The sequence below is a fragment of the Pseudoalteromonas sp. SR45-6 genome, assembly GCF_014163545.1.
Lineage (GTDB): Bacteria > Pseudomonadota > Gammaproteobacteria > Enterobacterales > Alteromonadaceae > Pseudoalteromonas > Pseudoalteromonas rhizosphaerae.
On sequence record NZ_JACJDM010000017.1, the window covers coordinates 38804 to 64219 of the forward strand.

The window sequence follows — 25416 nt, forward strand, 5'->3', positions numbered from 1 at the left end:
AGGTGACCCAGTGATTATTAAAATTATTATCGTACTGTTGCTACTATTTATACTTTTTAACTTGTTCCGTGCCTTATTTATTATGGTATCGGGTAAAACAGATGGACGGCCTATGTCTCACTATTTAGGCCGTCGTGTGCTGTTTTCTGTTATCGTCTTAGTAATTGTTATTGCAGCCCTTAAACTAGGTTTCATCCACAGTAACTCATCACCAATTGATAAAGTTACAGCACATATACAAACACAAATAAACACAACCACACCACATCAACAAAATGCCAATACCAAGCTGCGGCTTGAAACGCAAAATGTTTATCTGGGCTAAAGTGGCCCTTTAAAATACGGATCAGCATGACTAATAATAAAATAGTTCCTAAGGTCACATGCATGCCATGAAAGCCGGTTAGTAAAAAGAAAGTATTGCCATATACGCCAGCATCTAAGGTCAGTCCTAAATCCTGATAAGCATGCATATACTCTACGACTTGCAGCCCTAAAAAACAGACCCCTAATAAGATTGTCAGTGCCATAAATACTTTTAATGGCCCACGCTTATTGTTCTCCATGCCTACATGAGCAAAATGTAAGGTAACCGACGAGGTTAGTAATATTAATGTGTTGATCAGCGGCAATCCCTGCCAACCCATAGCCTGTGTCGTACTACCACCAGGTGTAGTAACTAATGGCCAGATTGCTTCAAAAGTAGGCCACAGTACCTCATTGGTCATGGCATTATTTCCGGCGCCGCCAAGCCAAGGCACAGAGATCATCCGGGCATAAAAAAGGGCACCGAAAAAAGCCATAAAAAACATTACTTCAGAGAAAATAAACCAGCTCATACCTTGACGAAACGAGCGATCCATTTGCGCTGAATATAAGCCTTGATCAGACTCTTCAATGACATTTTTAAACCAGCGAAATAGCATAAACAGCAACACACCAATTCCTGCGTAAAGCACATAATGGCCAGCACCACCGCCGCTGCTTGCTTGCATTACGGTAAGACCTGCACCAACAGCAATAAAAAACATCGCAAATGCGCCAACTATTGGCCACGGACTTTGCGCGGGAACATAATATTTTTCGTAATTTTTATCCATTTTGTTTGCTCCTAATTAGCTATTAGCTTGGCAACCTAATTACTAGCCACTACCTGCCCGCTAATATCAAACACGGTATAAGACAAAGTTAACTCTTCAACATCTTCAGGTAATTGCGTATCAACATAAAAAAGCAGTTTAAATTCCACTTCTTCACCTGCTTTCAAAGGTTGTTGATCGAAACAAAAGCAAGCCATTTTATGCAAATACTTAGCTGCTTTGCCTGGAGACACCGACGGTACCGCTTGCATAACTTTATCTTCATTACTGGTATTTTTTGCTCTAAACAGCACTTCGCGCATAGCTCCGGGCTTTACTAGCACACTATACTCATGTGATTGCACCTCAAATGGCGCTCCACTTTGCGCATGAGTTGTGAAGCTTACGTCGATTTCTCGTGCCTCATTAACACTCGTACTTTGCTTTGCTTGCTCTAACGAAGGCTTACCATTAAGGCCTGTTACATCACAAAAAACGTCGTACAACGGCACCAAAGCAAACGCAAAAGCGAACATGCCAAGACATATTAAAACTAAGCGCTTAAGCAGTGGTGCATGACTCATTACTTAATCTCCGGTGGCGTTTCAAAAGTATGATAAGGCGCAGGCGATGCCACCTCCCATTCCAAACCCTCAGCACCATCCCACACTTTGGCGGGCACTTTATCGCCGCCTCGTGCACACTTAAATACTACAACCACAAATAACAATTGTGATAAACCAAAAGCAAAGCCACCAATACTAATAATCGCGTTAAAGTCTGCAAATTGCAGTGCGTAGTCAGGAATCCGGCGTGGCATACCGGCCAAACCAACAAAGTGCATAGGGAAAAACAATACATTCACGCTCACTAACGACAACCAAAAATGCCATTTAGCCAAGGTGATATTGAACATATTTCCCGTCCATTTTGGCAGCCAATAATACGCCCCGGCCATAATTGAAAATATCGCCCCAGTCACTAACACATAATGAAAATGCGCCACCACAAAATAAGTATCATGGTATTGAAAATCAGCAGGAGTAATCGCCAGCATCAACCCAGAGAAACCACCTAAAGTGAATAACACAATAAACGCAATACTAAATAACATAGGCACTTCAAAACTAATCGAACCACGCCACATGGTGGCTACCCAGTTAAATACTTTGACCCCAGTTGGCACCGATATCAGCATAGTGGCATACATAAAAAATAATTCGCCAGCAACAGGCATACCTGTGGTAAACATATGATGCGCCCAAACTATAAAGCTCAGTAAAGCAATCGAAGATGTGGCATATACCATAGAGGCATAACCAAATAATTTTTTACGTGAAAAGGTCGGCACTATAGTCGAGATAATGCCAAAGGCTGGCAGTATCATAATGTACACTTCAGGGTGACCAAAAAACCAAAATATGTGCTGGAACATCACCGGATCACCGCCCCCAGCAGCATCAAAAAAGCTGGTTGCAAAATACTTATCAGTCAATACCATAGTCACAGCACCGGCCAATACCGGCATCACAGCAATCAATAAAAAAGCGGTGATAAGCCATGTCCACACAAACAGCGGCAGCTTCATCCAAGTCATACCTGGCGCACGTAAATTAACGATAGTTACAATCACATTGATTGCGCCCATAATTGAACTAATACCCATGATGTGAATAGCAAAAACAAATAATGCGGTATTATCGTTACTGTAAGTTGTTGACAGTGGTGCATAAAAAGTCCAGCCAAATGCCGGGCCACCACCTGGCATAAATAGGGATGCCAGTAAAATAATAAAAGCAAAAGGTAAAATCCAAAAGCTCCAATTATTCATCCGTGGTAATGCCATATCTGGTGCGCCAATCATGAGTGGTACCATCCAGTTAGCCAATCCTGTAAAGGCCGGCATAACGGCACCAAAGACCATGATCAAGCCATGTACTGTGGTCATTTGATTAAAAAAGTGAGGCTCTACTAACTGTAAGCCAGGTTGAAATAACTCTGCGCGGATCACCATCGCCATGGCGCCACCAATTAAAAACATCGTCAACGAAAAAATTAAATATAAGCTTCCGATATCTTTATGGTTAGTAGTATAAAGCCAGCGTTTAAAACCTTTCGCAGGATGATGATGTCCATCATGGTGTGCAGCTTGATCATGTTGTTGCTCTGTTACGCTACTCATTATTTAGCCTCCGAAGTTGCATCAATCGCGGCTTGTATCTGACTCGGTTGAATTACATCCCCAGTGTCATTGCCCCATGCATTACGCTTATAGGTGATCACAGCTGCTAGCTGCTTGATTGATAACTGCTTGTCAAATGCTTGCATAGCGGTACCTGGGCGACCATGAAGCACGACATCAATATGATCTTTAATATCTCCTAATACTACCGGACTGCCTTTGAGCGCAGGGAAAACCCCCGGTAAGCCCATACCTGTTGGTTGGTGACACGCAGCGCAACTGGCCATATAGACTTGCTCGCCGAGTGTCATTAATTCTTCTTTTGGTAATGTTTGATCTAATAAGGCAGCATCAGCAATTGCAGCGTTTGCTTTTGCCTGCTTAGCTTCGCTCAGCCAGTTTGCAAATGCTTGCTCAGATTTAGCTTCAACCACCACAGGCATAAAGCCATGATCCTTTCCGCATAGTTCTGCACATTGCCCTCGATAAATGCCCTCTTCATTAATTCTGGTCCAAGTTTCATTGATAAACCCAGGGTTAGCATCTTTTTTCACTGCAAAATCAGGCACCCACCAAGAATGAATAACGTCGTCTGAGGTCATTAAAAATCGTACTTTTTGATTAATTGGCAACACCAAAGGTTTATCAACTTCAAGCAGGTAATTAGGGTTTTTATTTGCAAGATTAGTTATTTCATCTTGAGGTGTAGCAAGCATTGAATAAAACTCAACATCTTCACCCATGTACTCATAATGCCATTTCCATTGAGAACCAGTAATTTTAATGGTGAGATCAGCTTTACTAGCATCTTCCATTGCAATCAAAGTTTTTGTCGCAGGAATTGCCATACCAATTAAAATCACAAACGGGATTGCCGTCCAAAGGATTTCAACTTTAGTACTTTCATGAAATTGGGCTGGTTTTGCCCCTTTAGATTTACGGTGGTGGATCAGTGCCCAAAACATCACGGCGAACACGATGACCCCAATCACACAACATATAATAAATATTGTCATGTGCAGCTGATAAACATCATTACTTATATCTGTTACGCCCTTACGCATATTAAACTGGCTATTAGCCAATACTTGCTGCGGTAGAACAAACAATATAAGCCACAAGGTAGAGCTCAATTTACCCATGTGACGGCTCCTTTAAATGCTATTGCAAAACGCAAAGCGAAAAGGCGGCACAGCTTTATTCGCGCCAATTCGTTATTTTTTATTGTTACTGAATATTAACGCAACCCTAAATTATGCTATTGAGCAAAATTGTTAGACTTTTAAAGTAGCTGTTAACACAGTGTATTAACCAATTAGTTAAAAAATGAACAATTAGCAAGTTTTAAGAGCAATTAAATTCTTTTTTGGTGCATAAATAACAGCTAAAAATCAGCGCGTTATTTTGTAATTAGGGATAATATTAGAGGGCTAAAAGTAGCTGGTAAGTAGATTTGATAGGGCTTAGGACGCTATAGCTAAGTATAAAATCTAGCCATTATAGCGGTAAAAAATTAAATGCACCAAACTTCACCAATTTGGTGCAAAATATAGATCAAAAAATTTACATCCAATCAGCGTTGCGGATCACCCCAACAGCCAACCCTTCAATATTGAAAGATTCATGTTCAAGATCCACTTCAATCGGTGAAAATTCATCATTTTCAGCATGTAAAAAAACTTTTTTACCTGCTTTTTCAAGGCGTTTTACTGTTACATCGTCATCAACACGGGCAACCACCACCTGGCCATTTTCAGCAACTTGAGTGCTGTGTACAGCCAATAAATCGCCATCCATAATACCAATGTCTTTCATACTCATGCCTTGCACACGCAGTAAAAAATCAGCAGCCGGTTTAAACAAGAGTGGATCTATTTTGCAATGACTTTCAACATGCTGCTCTGCCAAAATAGGCTCACCAGCGGCAACTCTGCCTATTAGAGGTAAACCAAGTTGTTCCGGCTCATCCTCTTCAACTAACTGAATACCTCGACTGGCACCGGGCTTCATTTTAATAACGCCCTTTTTCGCTAATGCCTTTAAATGTTCTTCCGCTGCATTAGCACTTTTAAAACCTAACGTTTGCGCAATCTCAGCACGGGTTGGCGGCATACCGGTATCTTTAATAAAAACTTTAATAAGTTCGAGAATTTGAGCTTGGCGATTCGTTAATGGGCGCATACAACTGGTTTTCCATACAGTACATTTAACTGTGAGTATATACAGTTATCTGAAAATCGCAAATATAAATTGGCTTAAAATCGCGCCGTTAATAACAAGCTCATACTATTTAAACCACTTCCAGAATCAAGCGCAGATCCAAGACCAAACTTTAATGCTACATGTTGATTAAACCAATATTGCGTTTGCAGTTCATAGTTGTCTTTTAGATTTTTCTGATTACGAATATTAGCAACGACTCCCACTGACCATGCTTGATTTACATAATAAACCGCCTGCCCCTGCACATAACGATAACGCCCTGCCAATTGCTTTAGCTCTAAATCCCAACCTTGATTGCTAACTATATTTGTCCAACGAACATAAGGAGCATAAGTCCATTCAACCGCGACTCTTTCATTATCTTTGCCAAACCACATATCATGGCGCTCTAAGCGACTGTAATATATATTGAACCCTAGTTGTAACTGCTCATTCATTTGCTTACCAACAGCGGCACTCACTAAATAATCAGTATTTTGCCAATAGCTATTATCCTCACAGAGGCGCTGCGCGCTGGCACTAATAACTAATCCTGCGGGACCATAGATGGCAGCATCGGCATTTAAATAGCTAAAATCATCATTAGCAAACCCACCAATAGCATAATTATTGACTTGATTTAAATACGCTTTTAGCTCGTATGGACCAGTCAACGATTCAAGATCTTGCGCAAAATATCGATACCGTGCGCCTAAAAAAGATTCATCTAAACCAGCTAAATCGGTAAAACCAATATCGAGTTGATGTTGGGTACTAGCAACAGCCTGCGGCTGAGCAACAAGGCTCATTAATAATATTGCACCACATCCAAATACCTTTACTTTCATCCTTAAGATCCATTAACAGTTAGATAATATAGGTACATTTTATCTATTTTTATGATCTTAACTGTAGGAAAATGTTTAAAAGTGTAGACTGATTTAGTAAATAACTTAGTGAGGTAGACAGATGAGTATTTGGTATCAACCGATCACCCTAGCACAATGTAAGCAACTTGATGACGGCATAAGTGGTCAAGGCACATTGATGAAAACCATGGGCATTGAAATAAGTGAAATAGGCGATGATTATTTAGTAGCAACGATGCCCGCGATCCCAGCTCATCATAACCCTATGGGTATGGTGCATGGCGGCGCAAATGTTGTACTTGCAGAAACGGTGGCGAGTTATGCTGCAAACTTTGCTGTTGATTTTACAAAGTTTTATTGTGTTGGCCAGGAGATCAATGCCAATCATCTAAAAGCATCACGTAATGGTATATTAACCGCGATAGCAGCACCACTACACTTAGGCAAGCGTACATCCGTATGGGAAATAAAAATCACCAATAGTCGTGGAGAACTGTGCTGCGTATCAAGAATGACCGCAGCAATTGTAGAGCGAAAAGGCTAACTTGAAAGTGGATAAATTGTAATTTCAATACCTGCGCCAATAGCAGAAATACGCAATAAAGTATCGGCACTGAGCGCTTGATTAAAGCATTTTGGCGAAGTGCCTGATTCAAAGCCAATATCAAAGGTGCGCTTTGAGCATGATAACCACTGCTTTAATGCATTGCGTGAGCAAGATTCAATTAACTCACATAAGTGGTTAATCGCTTTATCTGGTGAGATAACGTCTTCATTAGACTCAATACGTGCTAGTTGACGGTACTCATCTTTATCGTAATGCAAAACCACAGCACTTTTTTTTAAGTCTGCAACTAACAAACTAATATCTTGCTTTGATTCAAGCTCTAGATCTACATTTAAAAATTGAATTTCCGACATTGTTTCATTTTTACCCTGCGTTAATAACAACGCAAACTTTAACCTAATTTTGCGTATATACCAAATCTAGAGTAGCTAGTTTTATTTTGTTGATGCGACAATTTGCCACATTGGCAAACTCAATATAATTTATAGAATACCGCACTAATAACAAACAGGTAGTCACTATGGATAAACGCATTTTTAAACATGCGCGTAAGTTTCACAAATGGTTAGGTTACTTATTAGCGCTACAAATTTTTGCATGGTTACTCGGTGGTTTAATTATGAGTGCTATACCGCTTGAAAAAGTTCACGGTAAACATTTAGCTGCGCGGCAATTAAATAACCCATTCAAACAAGCTGATTATCTAGCCTCAGTTGATAATATCGTTGCAAAAATTACTCAACCAAGACAAATTAGTTATAGTCACTTTTTAACAATCCCTACCATTATTGTGAGCAACAGTAACGGTGAGTACAGCTTTAACGGAGTTACTGGCCGTCCTTTGGTAGCACCGAGTAAAGCGCAAATTATTGCCAATGCCCAAGCTCATCTATTAATTAATGCGCAAGTAACAGACGTGATCAAACTAACTAAAGGTACTCGCGAAGTTGGCTTTAAAGAAAATATTTGGCAAGTAAATTTTGACGATACGTTTAACACCACACTATATTTATCCGCTGATAGCGGCCAAGTTATTACTGTTCGCAGCACAATTTGGCGAATTTTCGATTTTTTCTGGATGTTACACATAATGGACTATGAGCAACGTGAAGATTTTAATAACCCATTATTAATAAGTTTTGCAGCCAGTAGCGTATTGTTTTGTTTAACTGGCTTTATTTTATTACTACAGAATATCCGTTTTAGAAAACGTACTTCCCGTCGCCCAAGTAGCTAACCTTACCTTAGAGATGAGTTAAAATTCCCACTACATCACACAGTTAAGCGATTTACTTTTTGAATAATCGCTCTAAACTAGCGCTTCCTGTAGTTCACTAAAGTGATTGGATATGCCGCATTTAATTATTGCGCTGGTATTGTGTTGTGTGAGTTTTAACCTTTATGCAGAACAATTCACCAGTTTTTACAGCGCAAAAAAACACCTCATCAAAACCCTTCCTGATAACGCCACCAGCCTCTATTGTGGCTGTAATATTAAACGCCAAGGTAAAAAACTGGTGCCCGACCCAAATGCATGTGGTTATGTGCCTCGCAATGCGGTTACTCGTTCAGGCAAACCAAATGCGCGCGCAACTCGGATTGAGTGGGAACATATTGTGTCTGCATGGGAATTTGGTCACCAGCTACAATGCTGGCAAGATGGCGGCCGAAAAAATTGCATTAAAGTCAGTGCGCAATTTCGGAAAATGGAAGCTGATATAAATAATCTCGCTCCGGCAATTGGTGAAATAAACGCAGACCGATCTAATTACAGCTTTGGCATGATTGCAGGTAATGCAAGCCAATATGGTCGCTGCCAGGTAAAGGTAGATTTTAAACAGCGTGTGGTAGAGCCGCCCTTTTATGCACGAAAACGCATTGCCGATGCTTATTTTTATATGCAAAAAACCTATGGTTTAAAAATTTCCGACAAGCAACAAAAATTATTTACCGCATGGCAAAACCAAGCTTTAGCAGCGAAAAATAGCAATGCTGTACTTTAAGTAGCCAAAACCATAAAAAAGGCGCATTTCGCGCCTTTTCACTTAAAACCTACATTTAGTTTCGTCATTAAATATCTTGATGTGGGCCAAACACCTCGTAGTGAATACGCTCAGCAGCGACTCCTAATACGAGTAATTGCTGTTTAATTGCAGCCATAAACCCCGTAGGGCCACAGATGTAGAAGTCACCTTCTTCAAGCGGAAGCTGTTCAGCAACAGCACTGACATTCATCAATCCAGTAAACTCAGCTCCCTCGCCACCTTGATTAAACCAAGTGTAGTAATTTAATCGAGTATGCGCCGCGGCTTGCTCCGCCAAAAACTGACTAAATGAATGCTGCAGGATATTTTCACAGGCGTGTAAATAGGTGACCGCTTGATTCGATGTATCACATAATAATGTTTGTAACATTGCCAGCATCGGTGTTTGACCAACGCCCGCAGAAATTAATACCACAGGTTTTTTATTTGCGCGTAAAAAGAAGTCTCCAGCCGGTGGATAAAGCTCCACAACGCTGCCCACATCAAGTGAGTGCAAATAATTAGATACAATCCCCGCTGCTGGCAATAACTCTTTTTTCACGCTAATACGGTAATTTTCACCATTACTTTGCTGAGAAATAGAGTATTGGCGTATCTCACTATACTGTGCATAAGCTGGTTTTACTTTGATACCTAAATACTGCCCTGGTTTATGAGTCATTACCGCTTTACCATCGACTGGCACTAAAGTAAAACTGGTTACTAACTCTGATTCAGGCTGTTTTTTAGCAATAACAAATGCTCTAGTACCCGACCAGCCACCGTGGTTATTTTTACTGTGCTCGTATAGCGCCGCTTCTTCGGTAATACAAATATCAGCAAGTAGTGCGTAAGCCTCACGCCATGCATATTCAACTTCAGCTGTAAATTGCTCAGGGATCAATTCTTTTAAAGTGCCAATCAGGTGTCCGCCAACTATTGGATAATGCTCAGGTAAAATATGCATGCTGGTATGCTTATGATTAATGCGTGCCAGCGCCTCTTTTAATACGGCTAAATTATCAATATTTTGAGCATACGCAGCCAAGGCATTAAATAATGCAAATTGCTGACGGCCACTACGTTGATTGGCCATATTAAAAATATCCTGCAGCTCAGGGTTATGACTAAACAGCCGGTTATAAAAATGCTCCGTGACAACGGTGCCCGCCTGCGCCAATAAAGGCGCTGTGCTTTTTACTATTTCAATGGTTTTATCAGATAACATACAACTTCCTTTAACCACGACGCCCATCAACACGACGCCGCGTTAAAATAGGAATACAGTGGAATAAGAACAATAAAAATGCCACGATCCACAGTACAGCACTCAGCTGCCATGCGATGTGTGGCCCAATAACAACAGGTAATAACGAACGAATAATTGCTGCAATAAACACTAAAGCAAACGCCACAGCCATAAAGTGAGGAATAGTTAAAGGGCGGCCAGTATGACCATGAGATACCCGCGTCATCATCGCTAAGATCATCATGCCAATCGTACCTATAGTGATCATATGCAGCGCGTCTTTAAACAAAATAACCGAGCTGTAAAAACTCAGCGCAAGCAATACTAAACCAAGCCCAAGAGCTAGATAAGAGAAGTGCAACGACCATAACAGTGGTACTTTGAGTATTTGATTATTCCACCACAACAATGAGCGACTTAAATGCACTACAGCAACAACAGCCAATGCCCAACCAGGATTAACGCTTGCTATAAATAATTGGCTGATAAAATAAAGCGCGACAGCAAACAATGAGCTGTAAAGCAGCACTTTATCTAAACGAGGAGTACGCACTTGCTCCGCTAAACCAAGACCACGAGCAGTAAAAAAAGGTAATACCCGCCCAGCCACCACACCGACAAGTAAGGTCATTACTAGTACTGCGGTATCGGCGACTGCCAATGCAAGTAGCATGTTTTGTTGTATTGCTAAGCATAAATAAATAATATTGAGCACACACAATGCGCTTAGCATCAGTAAAAATTGGTAGTTATTTTTATTGCCAGCTTTAAGGAGCATATTAGCCAGCGCCATAACTGCACCTAACCACCAAAGCAATTGGAACAATAACACCGCATATAAACTAAAGTTTTCAATACCTGCACTGGTAATAAAAAACGCAACACGAGCTGCTAGCCACACTAGGGTTAGCAACATCAATTTACGACCATTAATACTCGCAACCCCGCTCCAAGTTTGTGCTGCGGTTAATAAAAACCCCACAGCTACAGCGCCTGCAAAGCCAAACATCATTTCATGGGCATGCCAAAGTGTTGCTGGCATAGTCAATTGCCATCTGGCATGGCCTGTTAAAATGAGTAACCAATAACTAATCGACAAAACGGCCAATAAGCCAGCTCCTAAAAAGTAGGGCCGAAATGCTAACATCCATAACGGCCATTGACTGACTTGATAAAAACGCATTTTTTTGGGCATTGGTTCGGTTAAATTGATTGCTCGCATCAGCGTATTAGACTCATCTATCTAGGTATTTATAACACGCTATTGCACAAGCCGAGCCAAGATTTAAACTGCTTATTATTCAACATATTAACTATTTTGCTATTGACAAAAAAGTCTTTATGACTCACCTTTAAATAAGATAAAAACACATTTGAGTCATTTTGACATGGTAGATAAACAAAGCTTACTTAATGTCGCCCTTGTGCTTGCTAAAGTGAGCGACCAAAAGCAGCCTTTTCAGCAGTTAATTCAGTGTATCAAACAAGTAATACCCAGTGACGCTATTGCACTGCTTACCTTACAAGGCGATGTGTTAAAACCACAAGCTATTCATGGACTGACGCCTGACACCCTAGGACGACGCTTTGTAATAAACGAGCATCCACGTTTACATGCCATTTGCAACGCTAAGCAACCATTACAGTTTGCCCATGATTGCCCAATTCCTGATCCGTACGACGGTTTACTATCGAGCAAAGCTGGCGATATTCCTGTTCATGCTTGCTTAGGCATCCCTCTACTTGATAGCGACGATAACTTACTCGGGGTGATCACCCTCGACAGTCTCGATGCAAATGCATTCGACAGTTTTGACCTTGAGCTATTTACTCAACTAGGTACGCTTTGCACCGCGCATTTGCAAACTGTATTAAAACTGCAGCAATATCAAAACCACGCGCAACATAGTAGCGCTTTAGTGCAAGAGCTAAACCGCGAAGCGCTTACCCGCGATGGTGCAGAGATCATCGGCCAAAGCACGGCCATGCAAGCCCTTCGAAGCGATATAAAACTAGTGGCGGCTTCTGAGTTTAGTGTCTTGATCCAAGGTGATACCGGGGTAGGTAAAGAGCTAGTAGCACGCAATATCCATCTTCATTCAAAGCGTAGCGAAATGCCGTTAATTCACTTAAATTGTGCATCATTACCAGAGAATCTCGCCGAAAGTGAATTTTTTGGCCACGCCAAAGGCGCATTTACTGGCGCCCATAATGCACGTCAAGGCAAGTTTCAGCTGGCTGATGGTGGCACCTTATTTTTAGATGAAATTGGTGAACTGCCACTTGCCATGCAAAGTAAACTATTGCGCGTCTTACAAAGTGGTGAAATCCAAACGGTTGGCGAAGATGAAGTAAAATACGTCGATGTAAGGGTTATTGCGGCTACAAACAGGCATTTAAAAAACGAAGTCGCTCAAGGGCGTTTTCGAGCCGATTTATATCATCGGTTAAGTGTTTACCCGCTCAACGTTGCGCCACTTAAACAACGCGAAAACGATGTAATTTTACTTGCAGGTTACTTTGTTGAAAGAACAGCCCGTAAGCTAGCTATCAAACAACTCAAACTCAGCGTCGAAACGCAACTACTACTCACTCAATATGACTGGCCGGGAAATGTGCGAGAACTTGAGCATGTGATCAGCCGTGCAGCATTAAAAGCCAAACAAAGCCAGTGGCAGCAAGCAATAATTACTATTGAACCTGCTCATTGTGAACTTAACCTAAGTACAAATAACCCAACGCCTGTCGCATTAACAACTGCCGATAACAATAACATAAATAAACAAAATTTCTCGCTCAAACAAGCAACGGATACATTTACTCAGCATTTAATCAGCCAACAGCTAGAACAACATAATTACAACTGGGCCAGTGCAGCACGAACATTAAAAGTTGATCGCGCTAACTTAGTGCGATTAGCCAAACGTCTTGGTATTACAGTAAAAAAATCTATTTAATGTGTATTTTATTCACCCAAACTTGGCTATAGTGCCAACTGGTGTAAAACCACAATAAACATCTAAACAGGAGATATTTGATGATTGTATTAAACCCCCTTGCTGGGCAAGTAAGTGCTTAATTTTATTTTTTAATATTAAGTTTTGCCCGGCCATTAGCCGGGGCGCTGTTGATAGCTAAAATTTAACAGCAAACCCCTTTGTTATTTTTACTCTTTGCAGTAATGGGGTTATATGAATACTAATTTAAGTTTAAGCCAACTGGGTTGGCGCGCATTTTTCCAACAACAACTTACGCTCAATGATTTAGAGCACACACTGATTGCACGGATCATTACCTACCATCGCGACCACTTTGTTGTACAGAGTGAGCAGGGTTGCCACAAGGTATTGGTAAATTCAGATCATCCCCCCTTAACTGTGGGTGACTGGATATTACTTACGCAACACAACGAACACTGGCTGTTTACCCGATTGCTTGAGCGCTTAACATTGCTCAGTCGCAAAAGTGCGGGAAGTAAATTAAGTGAACAGCTTATTGGCGCTAATATTGATACTTTGTTTATTGTCAGCTCGCATAATCAAGATTTCAATCTAAGCCGCTTTGAACGCTACTTAGCGTTAGCATATCAAAGTGAGTGTTTACCCGTTGTTGTACTGACCAAACGCGATCAATGTGCAGCACCAGAGCAACATATAGCACAACTAACAGCGCTTGATAATCACTTAACCGTGCTGTCTGTTAATGCATTAGAGCGTGGCAGTGTTGAGCAATTAATGCCATGGTGCGGCAAAGGTCAAACATTAGCTTTTGTTGGGTCTTCGGGTGTAGGTAAATCCAGCTTAGTTAATAGCTTATGTGAACAGCAGCTAAGTGACACTGGTGCAATTCGCGAGGACGACAGCAAAGGTCGCCACACCACGACTCATCGAGCATTGCATGTTCTTAACGTAGGAGCGCTGTTACTCGATACTCCCGGCATACGCGAGCTGCAACTAAGTGACTGTCAACAAGGTGTAGAGCTTACTTTTAACGATATAAGTGAACTGGCGCAGCAGTGTCGATTTGCCGATTGTAGTCATCAGCTAGAACCCGGTTGTCAGGTGCTAGCTGCGTTACAAAAAGGCTTATTAACGCAGCGGCGTATCACTAATTATCAAAAACTGTTAAAAGAGCAGCAACGCAATACTCAGAGCCTTGCGCAATTACGTAGCCAAGATAGAAGCTTAGGTCGGTTTTATCGTAACGTACAAGCAGACATGCGTAATTTAAAAGGACGTTAATTAATTTTTCTCAGTCGTTAAACAAAACGTGGCTAAATACTGTTTAGCCACGTTTTTGCTGATAGAAAGATTAACGCAGCTAAATTACGCGAGCTTATGCTCCTTAAAATACGCTTTTAAAAGCTGACTGAACGCCTGTACCTTAGCTGTTCGGTGCACTAAGTGATGGGTTACTAGCCATAAATCCGTTGGCCAACTCAGTTCATCCGCTAGTATTGGTACTAAATCAGCATACTGCGCCGCCACGTCATGCTGCATCCCGCCAATTCCCAAGCCTTTAACAATTGCACGGGTTGCCTCTGAGGTTTCAGACACGCGTAATTTCACTTGTGAAGTTGGTATATTTTCATCAACCCAAACAAAATAAGGCACTTTGCCATTATAGCCGGCCACCCCCGAAACAAAATTATGCAACGGCAATTGCTTAATACTTTTTGGCACGCCATGCTTATCAATATAACGCTTTGATGCATAAAATCCTGACGACAAATGCGCCAAATGCTGGGCGATATAATCACCTTCATCAGGACGAGGACCTGCGCGTACCGCTATATGTGCTTGGCCGTGATCAAGACGTAACCGGTTTTGATCAAGTATCACTTCCAGCTGCACTTGCGGATGTAAACTTTGAAATTGTTCACACACATCACTCAGTACATCAATAAAACCACTGACCGTTGTAAGCAATAAACTACCACGCAAAGTACTATCTGCGGCAATAATATCATTGTGTAAGCGTTCAAGTTCACTATTAATAGACTGCGCTGCTGTAAAGAGTTTAGCGCCAATCTCAGTTACTTTATAACCCCGGGCATGACGATGAAATAAACGTGCATTTAAACTTTGCTCTAGGTTATTAATGCGCCTAAGTACCGTACTGTGATGGACGTTGAGCTTTTCAGCCGCCGCTGTTAACGTTCCTAACCGCGCAACTTCATAGGCTACTTTTACATCTTGCCAGTCATCAAATTGAATCGCCATACCTGCCCTTAACCTTAAGTGTGCGTATATGCACATAAGTTTTGCGTTTATTTGGCTTTTCTGCAAGTAAATATTTGCTAAAGTAGTTAACAGGCAAACCCAACTACGTTATTGAAGGCGACCACCATGACAGCACCAAAAATTATTGCCTTAGCAGGCAGCTTACGTAAAGACAGCTTTAACCAAAAATTGATCAATGAAGCAGCCCGCTTTGCATTAGAAAGCGGTGCAGAAGTTGAAGTAATTAAACTGGCAGATCTAAACTTACCCATGTTTGACGAAGACGTTGAAGCGCAAGGCACACCAGTAGGCGCTCAGTTATTAAAAGACAAACTACGCGCTGCAGATGGCATCTTACTTGCGAGCCCTGAATATAACGGTTCAATTACCGCGGTACTAAAAAATGCCATTGATTGGGCATCACGTACTGAGCAAGGCGCAGTTCCAGCATTTCGTAACAAGGTAACGGCTTTATACGCCTCATCACCGGGAGGCTTAGGTGGCTTGCGTGGTCTAAATCACGTTCGCGATATTTTATCGGGTATCGGCAGCTTGGTATTGGCAGATCAACTTGCCGTACCTGCAATTCACACTTTGCTTGATGAAAATGGCCGCATTAGTGACCCTGTGACAGCAGAACGAATTGCAGGCCTTGCTCAGCAGCTCGTCAGCGTTGCCAGCAAATTAAATAAATAAACCGCTTAAGAAAGCTTTGTCGCTGCTAACTTGGCAGCGATAAAATCCTCATGCGCGACATACAACAAGTTAGAAACACGGCGAATTACATACTCTTCTTGCGGATCTAACTCACCATCGGCATACGCTAAGCGCCATAGCAGCTCTATAATTTCAATGCGTTGCTCTGCGCTGCATTGATCATTAATTTGTTTAGAAAACTGAAAGTAATCAATCGCGTCATCCAAACTTTTTCCTGCGCTTTGCATTAGCTCACTAACGTCTTCATCACTCAAATTAAAATACTTTTTTAAAGTCAGAGATAACGTTTTCAATTCATCGTCTTGCTGCTCGCGATCAGCACGCATGACTTCAATCAATAATGCCGCTACAGCCGTTTTCAAATCATGCTCTTGCAGCTGAGCTGGTTGCTCATCAAAAGCTGAAAATAGTTGTTTTATTTGTTTGAACATCACATTTTCCCTTTTTGGGTGTTAGACTTACAGCATAACTCGTTGCATCACTGTAATTAAATAGTGCGCTCAATACAATAATGGAGTTAAAGGTTTATGAAAGGAAAAACAGCAAATAGGCTAGTAATTATCAGTGCACTGGCACTATTAATAGGCAGTAATGCGGTATTAGCAGAAAAAGGTGAAACCGAAAAACTCTATGACTTTGATGAAAAAGTCCATTATTACCAAACAAAATTAGACGCAAATAACTATCATCTAGAAATTCAATCTGACGACTATCAGCACTTTAAAAATCAAAGTGTATTTTTATTGCGCCATGCTGACCGTTTATGCCGTGGTAATCCGTTTATGCTAAAAGTGACTGATGGTGTACAAGAGTATGATCGTTTCCCAACCAAACCCCGCGCCTATCAGCCACCTTTAACGGTATTACTACAATGTGAGACAAAGCCCAGCAAAGACTAATCTTTAGTCTTTATAACCCCAAGGCGCTGGCGGTGGTGTAATTGGTTTTGTTAAATCAAAATCAACGCGAAACTCGCGGCCTTGGCGAATTAAACGATAAGTAAACTTTTCAGGGTAAATATACATCTGCCATGTATTACCGATAGATTGTGGAATACTTTGGCTAACAAACAATTCTTTTGAATACTGATCCGCAGGGAACGACTGCACGTTAGCAAACCCAGCATCAACAGTATGACCACCGTACATAGTCGATACATCATCAGTTCCATCTTGATGGCGATGATCATGTTTTAAACTCAAACCACTACCGGTTTTGGTAATGATCCACGTACGTGATGCATCATCACCTACATGAAACGGAATTTGTAACTCACTATCAGTACATTTACGAACATGCATGACTAGTTTTTTGCCTGCAAACGAGCTAGGACCAGTGGCATTATCAACCGTTACTTTACCCTCAAAAGCTTTACCACAATAGGCGGCAATATTATCAAAAAAGTCATCATGTGTTGGGATAGATACTAAAGGCGCAGGGCGAGCAAACGCCGCCGTAGATGCCAGCAATAAAGTTGCCGCAGTTAATAATTTCATAGCATGTTCCTAAAAGTATAAAGTTGCAGCTTAGCCTGTTAATAAATACAAAGGAAGTAATCGCGGTGAATGGTGGTCCAGCGGTGAGTAAGCTAAAAAAGTTTGCAAGCCAACCATAAAATAGCTTAAACGGCTTTTTCAGCTCGGCTTTTCATCAACTTTAATAGTGAATTATGAAAGTCTTGAAAAATAACCTCACCCCATAATCGAGAGTAAATAGTAAAGTTGGTATTATCTTCAACAGTGGTTTTTAACGTTAAAACGGTTTGTCCATTAGCGGTTTCTGCTAAATAATAGCCTCCATAAAGAGGAGAAAAATATTCTCCACCTAGCTTTACATGTTTATCTAGTGCGTTGTCTGGAATCAAATCAGGGTCGATATCAAACTGGTAGAGCATTTGTTTATTTGGCTGCCAATCTGTTATAACTTCTTTAAATACAACGCCATTTTGCCATTTACTAGTTCTCACTGCACCTACACCTTGTGCATCCATATCCGCCTGCAAAGGGCGAGGAATACCAATCAATTGCGAAAATGACATTGGGAACTCCCCCTCTGCAATGTAACTTACATTCGCCAATTGCCGCCAAACAACATCTATTGGTGCATTGATAACAACTGAATTTTTAACTTCGTATGTTTGCGATAGCTTTAAAAAATTCACCTCTAGCGGTGATAAAATCAAAGGTATTAATGCCACTGACATGACGACTTTTTTACTTTCTTTTTCTAATTTACGATGTACAAATCCAGCTAAGACTCCTCCTATACTTGCAAATAACATAAATGCAGGTAGCGCCATAGCGACACAGATACTCCCCTCTAAAAGAGTGACTACACTGACCAGTAAAAATACAAAAATAGGCTGCCAAGCCTTAACTGCCATTTGCTTATAAGACATTGATTTATTGAGTTTGCATTCAAAATAAATACGAATATAGCCAATCGCAATGGGGACTAAAAACATAAAAGAAATAGTGACTAAACTGCCGAAGTTAAACGCATCACTAAACTCTAGAAATACCCGTATAGATATGCCGTAAAGCACACCTAAAATAATGCCTATATATTTTGGAGAAAGCGTTCGCATAAATAGTTCTTTCAATGTTTAATTGCCAATAATGTTCCGAAGTTAACAACTATTTCTAACCGCAGCAATAAAAAACGCGGCCTGAGCCGCGTTTCATTGTTTAATAACTTTTAAACCTTTACTGCCAAGGGCGCTCAGCGTTAAGCTTTGCCTCAAAGGCGTCAATTTGTGGGTTGAGGGTTTCGGTGACGCCGATAAAATCTAAGCCACTTAATAAACGCTCTTTTACGTCTTTGCGAATATCAAAGCAAATTGGTGCAAACTTGTTACTGATAAGTACCTGATTTTCAAGATCGATGTCGATATGAATATCGTCGTGTTGCTCGCTCAGTACAAACAAGTCTTCCAATGTTTGCGCTGGTAGTGCAATAGCTAGCATCTGGTTATTGCCACAGTTATTAAAGAAAATATCAGCAAAGCTTTCCGCTAAAATCACTTCAAAACCATATTGCTTAAGCGCCCATGGTGCATGTTCACGTGATGAGCCGCAGCCAAAGTTATCGCGAGTTAGTAATATTTGCGCGCCTTGGTAACATGGCCGATTTAAAATAAACTCAGGGTTTGGCTCGTCGTTATCTAAATAGCGCCAATCATAAAACAACGCCGCATCAAAACCATCGCGGCTGGTTGAAGTTAAAAACTGCTTTGGAATGATTTGGTCGGTATCGACGTTGTTTTTATCAAGTGGGGCCATTAAGCCACTAAAATAAATGCTCATTAGGCTTCTCCTCTAATATCAACAAAGCGACCATGAATAGCTGCCGCAGCGGCCATTGCAGGGCTTACTAAGTGTGTACGACCACCACGGCCTTGGCGACCTTCAAAGTTACGATTTGAGGTGGATGCACAGCGCTTGCCTGCACCTAAGCGGTCATCGTTCATCGCTAAGCACATTGAGCAACCCGGTTCACGCCACTCAAAACCAGCAGCTTTGAAAATATCAGCTAGGCCTTCATCTTCAGCCTGTTTTTTCACCAAGCCAGAGCCAGGTACGATTAACGCCTCAACACCAGCAGCCACTTTTTTACCTTCAACAATCTGTGCGGCGGCGCGTAAATCTTCAATTCGGCTATTGGTACATGAACCAATAAATACCGTATCTACGCTCGCTGACGATAACTTATCACCGGCTGTTAAACCCATGTATTTAAGCGCGCTGCGAATCGCATCAGCTTTAATTAAATCAGGCTCTTGATCTGGATCTGGAATGCATTCATCAACACCAATAACTTGCTCAGGGCTAGTGCCCCAAGTAATTTGCGGCTGAATGCTACTCGCTTCTAGTTCAACTTCTAAATCAAACTGCGCACCTTCGTCAGTTTTTAAGGTTTCCCAGTAGGCAACTGCAGCTTCAAAATCATCGCCTTGTGGAGCAAATGGGCGGCCTTTTAAGTAATCATAAGTGATTTGGTCTGAAGCGATTAAACCCGCTTTAGCGCCCATTTCAATACTCATGTTACACAATGTCATACGCGCTTCCATTGACAGTGCTGCAATGCCTTCACCACAAAACTCTGCCACATAACCTGTACCACCAGCGGTACCTAGCTTACCAATCACCGCCATGATCAAATCTTTGGCTGTAACCGTTGGACGTAGTACACCATTAATTTGAATTTTTAATGACTTGGCTTTTTTCTGTTGTAGTGTTTGCGTTGCGAGTACGTGCTCAACCTCAGACGTACCAATACCATGGGCCAGTGCACCAAATGCACCGTGAGTAGAGGTATGGCTATCACCACAAACAATGGTAGTGCCAGGTAAAGTAATACCTTGCTCAGGCCCCATTACATGCACTATGCCTTGGTTAATTGAGTCTAGATCGTAAAGTACAATACCAAACTCTTTGCAGTTGGCATCAAGCGCCATCAATTGGTTTTTTGATACTTCACTGGCGGCATCTAATGAGCGACTTTTGGTCGATACATTATGATCCATCGTTGCGATGGTTTTTTCAGGACAACGCACTTTACGGTTTTTCTCTCGCAGGCCAGCAAAAGCTTGCGGCGATGTCACTTCGTGTACTAAATGACGGTCAATATAAAGTAAATCGGTTTGCTCATTAATACTAGCAACTACATGTGCTTGCCAGATTTTATCGTATAACGTTTGGGCCACTTGCTGATCCCCTAATTTGTTTGACTCGCCGCGTGACGGTGCAGCGAGTGAATAATTGTTTAAATACGTGCTGTTTTATATACGAGCGACAATTGCTGCGGCAACGTCTTGCGTTGTATAACCTGCATTTGGGTAAATATCCGGTGTACCTACGCCTGCTTCGACCGCTTCGGCTACTGCTTTTTCAATGCTGCGCGCCGCTTCATCTTGCCCTAGTGAATAACGTAGCATTAACGCGGCACTTAAAATTTGTGCGATTGGGTTTGCCACCCCTTTGCCAGCAATATCAGGTGCCGAACCACCAGCAGGTTCATACATACCAAAGCCTGACTGATTTAAACTTGCCGATGGCAATAAGCCCATAGATCCGGTGATCATCGCGCATTCATCTGACAATATGTCACCAAATAAGTTATCACACAGTAACACATCAAACTGGCTAGGTTGTTTAACCAGTTGCATTGCCGCGTTATCAACGTAAATATAATCAAGGCTTACTTCTGGGAAGTCTTTGCTTACTTCGGTTACTACTTCGCGCCATAATACACTTGATGCTAATACGTTGGCTTTATCAACCGACGTTACATGGTTATTACGTAATTTTGCTGCTTCAAAGGCAAAACGTGCAATGCGTTCAATTTCTTTGCGTGAATAAGTTTGCGTATCAAACGCCACTTCTTCAGCCCCTTCGCCACTGCGGCCTTTTTCGCCAAAGTAAATACCGCCGGTTAATTCACGCACGCATAAGATATCAAAGCCTTTTTCGCTTATATCGGCACGTAATGGCGATGCAGCGCTCAGTGCTGGTAATAGTTGCGCTGGGCGTAAGTTACAAAACAAACCAAAGTGTTTACGTAGTGGCAAAAGTGATGCGCGCTCTGGTTGCTCATTGGCAGGAAGATGCTCCCACTTTGGACCGCCCACTGAACCAAACAAAATTGCATCGGCACTTTCACACGCTGCAAGGGTTTGATCGGGTAACGCTTTACCAAATTGATCAATCGCAGCGCCGCCAATGGCATGATGATGACGAGTTAAAGTAAAACCAAATTTACTGCTCACAGCATCCAATACCTGCTCTGCTGCTGCCATTACTTCTGGGCCGATACCGTCGCCTGCTAATACTGCAACGCTATAATTTGATTGACTCATCCTGCTTTCCTTTGTTGTTTTAAATCAGACACTTTTTGTGCGCGATAAATTAAGTTATAAACGCGGATCATGGCGCGTACTGACGCCTCAACCACATCCGCTGCAATGCCCGCGCCGTGATAAGGGCGGCCATCGTATTTAGCTATTATATTTACTTCACCTAATGAGCTGGCACCTTCACCGGTCGCCTCTAGATTAAATTCAATCATTTCAACAGCCATACCCGTTAAACGTTCAATCGCTAAGAATGACGCCTCTACAGGGCCATTGCCGGTAGCCGCTTCTTGTTTAGACTCACCATTAATCGTCATCCCAATCGTTGAGCTTGCTACTGATTGCGAGTTAGACGTTGAGTTAACAAACTCTAATTGGTATTTGTCGTCTTTATCACTGATTTGGTTAAAATAAATCATCGCTTCTAGATCGTAGTCGTACACTGTGCCTTTTTGATCTGCAAGGGTTAAGAAGCTTTCATACAGGCTATCCATATCATAATCAGATTTTTGATAGCCTAATTCTTCAAGGCGGTGCTCAATAACATGACGACCCGAACGTGAGGTCATATTTAATTGATTATTTGGTACGCCGACGCTTTCTGGTGACATAATTTCATAGGTATTTTGCGCTTTTAATACACCGTCTTGATGAATACCTGAACTGTGGGCAAAAGCATTCTCGCCAACAATCGCTTTGTTAGGTTGCACTGGCATATTACAAATTTTCGCCACTTGCCGTGAAGCACGGTAAATCTCTTCACTGCGAATATCGGTATACACATTTAAATGGTCTTTACGCATCTTCATGATCATCGCCACTTCTTCAAGTGAACAGTTACCCGCACGCTCACCAATGCCGTTAATCGTACATTCGATTTGCCGTGCACCGGCTTGCACCGCTGCAACAGAGTTGGCAACGGCCAAACCTAAGTCGTTATGGCAATGTACACTTAACCGCGCTTTATCAATATTTGGCACGTTATTCATTAAATGGCGGATCATCGCCGCATATTCGTCTGGCGTAACAAAACCAACTGTATCTGGTAAGTTGATGGTTGATGCACCAGCATTAATCGCCTGCTCAACAATTTTGCATAAATCCCAATGCGGTGTACGGCCTGCGTCTTCGCATGAAAATTCCACATCATCAGTATAATTACGGGCAAGCTTAATTGATTTAACCGCCATGGCTGTCGCATCATCTAAGCTCATACGTAGCTTGTGTTCTAAATGCAAAGGGCTGGTAGCAATAAAAGTATGAATTCGACTTTGTTGTGCTGTGCGAAGTGCTTCGCCACAGGCTTCAATATCTTTAGCAACAGCGCGTGCTAAACCACAAATAATAGGGCCTTTCACTTCTGTAGCTATACGTTGCACTGAACGAAAATCGGCAGGGCTCGAAACCGGAAAACCTACTTCCATCACATCCACATTTAGGCGGCTAATAGTATGCGCCAGCTGGATTTTATCTTCTTCAGTCAGGCTCGCTTTAAGCGCTTGCTCACCATCACGTAAAGTGGTGTCGAAAATCCATACTTTATCTTGTTCTTGCATAATCTACCCTTAATTCTCTGCTGCCCTGGATGCGAGATAAAAAAAACCCCGCGATATGCGGGGTTTTTTGTGTTTACTTAATGCAAATACACTAATCCCCGCTCACGTGCGCTTGCAGTAAGAGGTTCAGTTTTAATGTAATTAAATGAGTGTTTTGCATCGTCTTTACTAAATGTGTGTGTTCAGTGAGCCCTATTTTTAACACTTCAAAACTGCGCATGCAAGCATAATCTCACCTTTAAATGGAATGAAAAACCACAATAAAAGAAAATAAATTTCGTATAAAACCAACTTTAAGGTTATATAATTCAAACCAAACCTAAAGCAACCATAATATACTTTACTTTATGGCCGATCCTGCTTAGATAAGTTTTCTATTTTAATGTCAACCTACTCGCCGATAATACAATCCCGATATGCTCAATTAACAACGCCAACTTACTTATTGCATCAATTGCAGCTTTACTCACAGATACTTGAAGTGTCATGTTAGAAATAAAAGGCTAGCCGACATAAAGCAGCCTCTCTAATTGTCACTCATTCAATAAGTGTTATTTATATACATAAAGAGAATATTCTTTTAAAAGCTCTAAACTCGCTTTTTCTACTTTTAAGTTATTTACTTTTTTATGCGAGCCATACCATTGGATGGAGCCTTGGAATTCATCATCAAATGGTAACACTATAAAAGAAGATGTTTCTGAACCAATCGGTGAATTTGGCTCATACCAAATAAGATTACTATCTTGAGAGTAAATCCTCCCAGACTTGCCAGTAATGAGGTAATGGTAATACTTCCAATCCGGGCAACCTCCAAAAACAAATGCATCCATTCCTGTAGACATACTCAGCGTATTATTCATTTGTTCATTGAGCGTTATCCCCTGAGGACCATTCCTTGGCCCACCCATTAAACGAAAAGAACAACTTAAATCGAGGTTGTGAGCATTTATAAAATTTGTCCAATAATCCATATATTTAGACCAAGAAGCCTGCCTTTTTTTCTGCCTTTCTAAAAACTCTTGCTCGCGCTTATTTTGTATCTTTAATTGCAAGGCATTATTGACAACTTCACCATTAATATAGCTCTGCGCGCCTTTAGATTTTAAAAGATCGATGACTTTTGAATTATCATTTGTAATAGCAATGCCTAATGCTGTACTGCGGTCCATGTTTTTATAATTTAAATCAGCACCATACTTTATAAATATCTCAGTATGTTTTGCGTTCCCGCTATTATTGATAGAGTACATCAAGGGTGTGTCGCCAAATACATTCTGATGATTAATATCAACGCCTAGTCTTACTAACTTATCAATATATAACGCCAATGTTCTGTAATTCAAAGAACTAGACATTATATGAAAAGCATTTTCACCCACTTCATTTTCATATGAGTAGTTACAACCATTACTAGCCATGTAGTTCATTAAAGTAAGGTCAGTGGTATCTTTTAAAAGAGTTTCCATACAGACAGGCAAGCTGTCACGACTCTCTTTGCAATTAGGGTCAACCCCACCTTCAAGCGCATATTTAATCAAAGAAAAATAACTATGTTCAATGCCTTGGCTAAGCGTTCTGCAGCTTTTAGCTATTTTTTCATCATCCATAAAATCTTGTAATCGAGGAGTAACTTTTTTACCACCTCGAATAATCTCTACATCTAAAACTCGCTCATAATAACCACTGTTGTTTTTTTTATAATACAAATAGCTCGCCCAAGCGATAAGGCTCAGTAATACAAAACTTAAAAATATTTTTTTCATCTGTTATTCCTTAACGTAATTTATTAGAAGTTCCTTTTTTTTACACAACCGAATAGTGTATTATATTTACCGAAAATACGATATTACTTTTGCATTTTCAATAGTCATGTAAGACACGGAAACATTTTATA

Annotated in this window: 26 protein-coding genes; 8 read left to right on the forward strand and 18 right to left on the reverse strand. The window is 41.2% G+C overall.

Translation table 11 applies throughout. The features are described 5' to 3' along the window. Positions 1-10: 10 nt before the first annotated feature. Positions 11-325, forward strand: a complete 315-nt coding sequence (locus tag H5158_RS23675; protein ID WP_149980424.1) for a DUF2909 domain-containing protein — start codon at positions 11-13, stop codon at positions 323-325. Here the strand turns inward: H5158_RS23675 and H5158_RS09715 are convergent. From H5158_RS09715 to H5158_RS09740, 6 genes are all read right to left on the reverse strand, one after another. Then, entirely contained in the window at positions 225-1100 is an 876-nt protein-coding gene (locus H5158_RS09715) for a cytochrome c oxidase subunit 3 (RefSeq protein WP_182739924.1), read from the reverse strand. The genes H5158_RS23675 and H5158_RS09715 overlap by 101 nt on opposite strands. Before the next feature lie 35 nt (positions 1101-1135). Continuing rightward, on the reverse strand, positions 1136-1663 hold the full coding sequence (locus H5158_RS09720) for a cytochrome c oxidase assembly protein (RefSeq protein ID WP_182739925.1): 528 nt from the start codon (positions 1661-1663) through the stop codon (positions 1136-1138). After that, the gene (ctaD, locus tag H5158_RS09725) at positions 1663-3261 is read right to left on the reverse strand and encodes a cytochrome c oxidase subunit I (protein ID WP_145237784.1); all 1599 of its coding nucleotides are present in this window, start codon (positions 3259-3261) and stop codon (positions 1663-1665) included. The genes H5158_RS09720 and ctaD overlap by 1 nt, the downstream gene beginning before the upstream one ends. After that, positions 3261-4403, reverse strand: coding sequence for a cytochrome c oxidase subunit II (gene coxB, locus H5158_RS09730; protein ID WP_145237781.1), 1143 nt, complete (start codon positions 4401-4403; stop codon positions 3261-3263). Before coxB ends, ctaD begins: the two co-directional genes overlap by 1 nt. Before the next feature lie 421 nt (positions 4404-4824). Further along, entirely contained in the window at positions 4825-5442 is a 618-nt protein-coding gene (gene lexA / locus H5158_RS09735) for a transcriptional repressor LexA (RefSeq protein WP_145237778.1), read from the reverse strand. 74 nt (positions 5443-5516) lie between these two features. Then, positions 5517-6311: a hypothetical protein gene (locus H5158_RS09740; RefSeq protein WP_182739926.1), complete on the reverse strand. Its 795-nt coding sequence runs from the start codon at positions 6309-6311 to the stop codon at positions 5517-5519. A gap of 121 nt (positions 6312-6432) precedes the next feature. Here H5158_RS09740 and H5158_RS09745 point away from each other — a divergent pair, with 121 nt between their 5' ends. Further along, positions 6433-6876, forward strand: a complete 444-nt coding sequence (locus H5158_RS09745; RefSeq protein ID WP_182718541.1) for a PaaI family thioesterase — start codon at positions 6433-6435, stop codon at positions 6874-6876. On the opposite strand, the gene H5158_RS09750 is transcribed toward H5158_RS09745, so the two are convergent. Next, complete coding sequence (locus tag H5158_RS09750) at positions 6873-7253, reverse strand: hypothetical protein (protein WP_145242456.1); 381 nt, start codon at positions 7251-7253, stop codon at positions 6873-6875. The two genes, H5158_RS09745 and H5158_RS09750, sit on opposite strands and share 4 nt — an antisense overlap. 167 nt (positions 7254-7420) lie before the next feature. Here H5158_RS09750 and H5158_RS09755 point away from each other — a divergent pair, with 167 nt between their 5' ends. Both H5158_RS09755 and H5158_RS09760 read left to right on the forward strand, forming a co-directional pair. Continuing rightward, positions 7421-8137: a hypothetical protein gene (locus H5158_RS09755; RefSeq protein WP_182739927.1), complete on the forward strand. Its 717-nt coding sequence runs from the start codon at positions 7421-7423 to the stop codon at positions 8135-8137. A 112-nt stretch (positions 8138-8249) separates the two neighbouring features. Beyond that, on the forward strand, positions 8250-8903 hold the full coding sequence (locus H5158_RS09760) for an endonuclease (protein WP_145242452.1): 654 nt from the start codon (positions 8250-8252) through the stop codon (positions 8901-8903). Positions 8904-8970: 67 nt separating this feature from the next. Here the strand turns inward: H5158_RS09760 and hmpA are convergent, their stop codons facing one another. Together hmpA and H5158_RS09770 are read right to left on the reverse strand one after the other, a co-directional pair. Further along, positions 8971-10152 (reverse strand): NO-inducible flavohemoprotein, encoded by a 1182-nt coding sequence (gene hmpA / locus H5158_RS09765; RefSeq protein ID WP_182739928.1) that lies wholly within the window; start codon positions 10150-10152, stop codon positions 8971-8973. A 10-nt stretch (positions 10153-10162) separates the two neighbouring features. Further along, on the reverse strand, positions 10163-11395 hold the full coding sequence (locus H5158_RS09770) for an NnrS family protein (RefSeq protein ID WP_182739929.1): 1233 nt from the start codon (positions 11393-11395) through the stop codon (positions 10163-10165). Between the two features lie 166 nt (positions 11396-11561). Between H5158_RS09770 and norR the strand changes: the two genes are divergently transcribed. Then, positions 11562-13130 (forward strand): nitric oxide reductase transcriptional regulator NorR, encoded by a 1569-nt coding sequence (norR, locus tag H5158_RS09775; RefSeq protein ID WP_182739930.1) that lies wholly within the window; start codon positions 11562-11564, stop codon positions 13128-13130. A 234-nt stretch (positions 13131-13364) separates the two neighbouring features. Next, positions 13365-14414, forward strand: coding sequence for a ribosome small subunit-dependent GTPase A (gene rsgA, locus H5158_RS09780; protein WP_145242444.1), 1050 nt, complete (start codon positions 13365-13367; stop codon positions 14412-14414). Between the two features lie 84 nt (positions 14415-14498). Here rsgA and H5158_RS09785 read toward each other — a convergent pair whose 3' ends face one another. Next, entirely contained in the window at positions 14499-15395 is an 897-nt protein-coding gene (locus tag H5158_RS09785; RefSeq protein WP_145242443.1) for a LysR family transcriptional regulator, read from the reverse strand. A 126-nt stretch (positions 15396-15521) separates the two neighbouring features. Here H5158_RS09785 and H5158_RS09790 point away from each other — a divergent pair, with 126 nt between their 5' ends. Continuing rightward, positions 15522-16091, forward strand: coding sequence for an NADPH-dependent FMN reductase (locus tag H5158_RS09790; RefSeq protein ID WP_145242441.1), 570 nt, complete (start codon positions 15522-15524; stop codon positions 16089-16091). A gap of 5 nt (positions 16092-16096) precedes the next feature. Here H5158_RS09790 and H5158_RS09795 read toward each other — a convergent pair whose 3' ends face one another. After that, positions 16097-16543: a TerB family tellurite resistance protein gene (locus tag H5158_RS09795; protein WP_145242439.1), complete on the reverse strand. Its 447-nt coding sequence runs from the start codon at positions 16541-16543 to the stop codon at positions 16097-16099. A gap of 96 nt (positions 16544-16639) precedes the next feature. Here H5158_RS09795 and H5158_RS09800 point away from each other — a divergent pair, with 96 nt between their 5' ends. After that, positions 16640-17011, forward strand: a complete 372-nt coding sequence (locus H5158_RS09800) for a hypothetical protein (RefSeq protein WP_145242437.1) — start codon at positions 16640-16642, stop codon at positions 17009-17011. Positions 17012-17014: 3 nt separating this feature from the next. On the opposite strand, the gene H5158_RS09805 is transcribed toward H5158_RS09800, so the two are convergent. The 7 genes from H5158_RS09805 to H5158_RS09835 form a co-directional block, all read right to left on the reverse strand. Beyond that, positions 17015-17608, reverse strand: coding sequence for a hypothetical protein (locus H5158_RS09805; RefSeq protein ID WP_182739931.1), 594 nt, complete (start codon positions 17606-17608; stop codon positions 17015-17017). A gap of 125 nt (positions 17609-17733) precedes the next feature. Next, positions 17734-18699: a hypothetical protein gene (locus H5158_RS09810; RefSeq protein WP_145242433.1), complete on the reverse strand. Its 966-nt coding sequence runs from the start codon at positions 18697-18699 to the stop codon at positions 17734-17736. 118 nt (positions 18700-18817) lie between these two features. Further along, a complete protein-coding gene (gene leuD / locus H5158_RS09815; RefSeq protein ID WP_182739932.1) occupies positions 18818-19417 on the reverse strand; it encodes a 3-isopropylmalate dehydratase small subunit in 600 nt (199 codons plus the stop codon). Further along, positions 19417-20817 (reverse strand): 3-isopropylmalate dehydratase large subunit, encoded by a 1401-nt coding sequence (gene leuC, locus H5158_RS09820; protein ID WP_182739933.1) that lies wholly within the window; start codon positions 20815-20817, stop codon positions 19417-19419. Before leuC ends, leuD begins: the two co-directional genes overlap by 1 nt. Positions 20818-20892: 75 nt before the next feature. Next, entirely contained in the window at positions 20893-21969 is a 1077-nt protein-coding gene (gene leuB / locus H5158_RS09825; protein ID WP_182735445.1) for a 3-isopropylmalate dehydrogenase, read from the reverse strand. After that, entirely contained in the window at positions 21966-23519 is a 1554-nt protein-coding gene (leuA, locus tag H5158_RS09830) for a 2-isopropylmalate synthase (RefSeq protein WP_182739934.1), read from the reverse strand. Before leuA ends, leuB begins: the two co-directional genes overlap by 4 nt. Before the next feature lie 551 nt (positions 23520-24070). Next, on the reverse strand, positions 24071-25285 hold the full coding sequence (locus H5158_RS09835) for an ankyrin repeat domain-containing protein (protein ID WP_182718531.1): 1215 nt from the start codon (positions 25283-25285) through the stop codon (positions 24071-24073). Positions 25286-25416: the final 131 nt, after the last annotated feature.